Below are 2067 nucleotides of genomic sequence, written 5' to 3'. Positions count from 1 at the left end.
TTTATCAGATGATTTGGATGATTTTGGACAAGATGGTGGTATTTTACCGATACAAGCGAGGAGTTTTATAGCACCTAGATCTGTTGGAATTAGCACGTATGCATTACCCACATCGACGACAGATTCTGAAGGTAACGCCATTACTTGGCAAGATGAGGTTGATGATCCAAATGATCCAAGTAACAATGCACAGGCTATAGGCTTAGCAGAATATAGCGAGGATGAGAGCGGATCATGGTATTATTCTTTTGTACCACCAGGTGGGACTGAGGCTGACCGTATCTATAAGATTGGAAACCCTTACGCAGGTTCTACCCCTGACTTAGCAACAAGTGGGGGATATGGAGACGTTCTTGTTTATGGTGGTGCTGCTAATCCAGTAACTGTAAATGGTACTAATTATCCTGGCAAGACATATATTACCAATGGCAAAACATTAACAATGGCTACCAACAGTACGATTGAGAGCCTCTATCTTTACGATCGATCAGTTGTTAATTCATCAAATGGAACAATTGGTGATCTTTATGTTGGTGATACCGCAGTAGCAAACTTTTCTGACCCAGCAAAATTGACGGGTAAACTAGACTTGGCAGCTGGAGGCAGCGCAAATATTACAACCTCAACAGGTGGTGTAATCTCTTTACAAGGCACAGAAAATAAAGGGCTGGTTATTGCAGGCAAGGCATCTACAAACGGGACACAAGTATCATCCACAATCCAAGATTTCGACGGAAATGACAGCATTACTTTAAAAGATATTCAACGCAGTCAAATCTCAAGCGTTAAGTTCCCTGACAAAGATCACATGACCATTACGCTTTTAGATGGCTCTTCAATTACTTTACATATTATTGATGTTGAAACCACAGGATATACATTGGGCGAAAACAGCGATGGTAATGTTATTATCGACGTTTGTTTCCTTGCAGGCACTGCGATTTCTACACCTAATGGCACAATGGTAATCGAAACCATCTCGACCAATGACATCATAGAAACGTTCGATTGGCAAACCAACCAAGTCATCCATTCAGCAGTAACTTGGATTGGTAAAAAACATGTCACCGTCAAAACCAATCAACCTGATGATCTTGCTGGATATCCTGTGCGTGTTTTAAAAGGAGCAATTGCCGATAACGTTCCTAATCAAGATCTATTGATTACACCAGAACATTGTTTGTTCTTTGATGGAAACTTTGTGCCGGTACGGATGTTAGTTAACGGTCGCTCAATTTACTATGATCGTTCAATTACCTCTTATGATTATTATCATATTGAGACAGAAAAACATTCAGTCATTTGGGCCAATGGCATGTTAACAGAAAGCTATTTGGACACAGGGAACCGAAACGCATTTTCAACAAACCACAGAGTTGTTTCACTATTTAATGAGACAAAAACATGGGATGTTGATGCCGCTGCCCCTCTTAATGTGCAACGTTCAATGGTTGAACCAATTTACAGCCAAATTAATAGTCGTGCTATTTACAATAATATTGCATCAAAGACCGAAAGCGTATCCTTAACAAATGATCCAAATCTTCATTTAGAAACAGGCTTGGGAACTATTATTGAACCTCATCTTGTTCAAAATGGAAAATATGTCTTTATCATTCCAGAAGGGATCAATATTGTTAATATCATATCAAGAACCAGCAGACCATGTGAAACCATTGGCGCTTTTGTCGATGACCGTCGCAAGCTAGGTGTCTTGGTTGGTCAAGCATTTATCATGAGCAATAATAGCGTTCATGATCTTACGGATTACTTATCTGATGAATCTCTCGAAGGGTGGGATGTTGTGGAGAACTCTCCTTGTCGCTGGACAAATGGAAAGGCCACATTAAACATCCACACCAATTATCCAGAAAAAAGAATACTTGTTCTCAATATATTAGCTGGCGGGCCGTATATCGAAGAACTGTTCAGCGAAGAACAAAACAAAATCGCTTCTTAATCTCTGAATAATATTCATACAGTATAAGTGCTTGGCTCTATTTTACAATAGAGCCAAGCCCCCTTTTCATATAATATAAAATATAACCAAAAAATTAATCTGAAATT

Annotated in this window: 1 protein-coding gene; it reads left to right on the top strand. The window is 39.2% G+C overall.

Going from position 1 to position 2067, the window contains the following annotated elements:
• On the top strand, positions 1-1960 hold a 1960-nt coding region (locus tag PQG54_RS12235), incomplete at its 5' end, for a Hint domain-containing protein (protein WP_271790828.1).
• Between the last annotated feature and the right edge of the window lie 107 nt (positions 1961-2067).

Origin of the sequence: Commensalibacter communis, from assembly GCF_947179015.1 — a bacterium.
GTDB classification, from domain to species: Bacteria; Pseudomonadota; Alphaproteobacteria; order Acetobacterales; family Acetobacteraceae; genus Commensalibacter; species Commensalibacter communis.
Note: the sequence above shows the minus strand (reverse complement) of the source record. Positions and strands in the feature narration are given on the sequence as shown.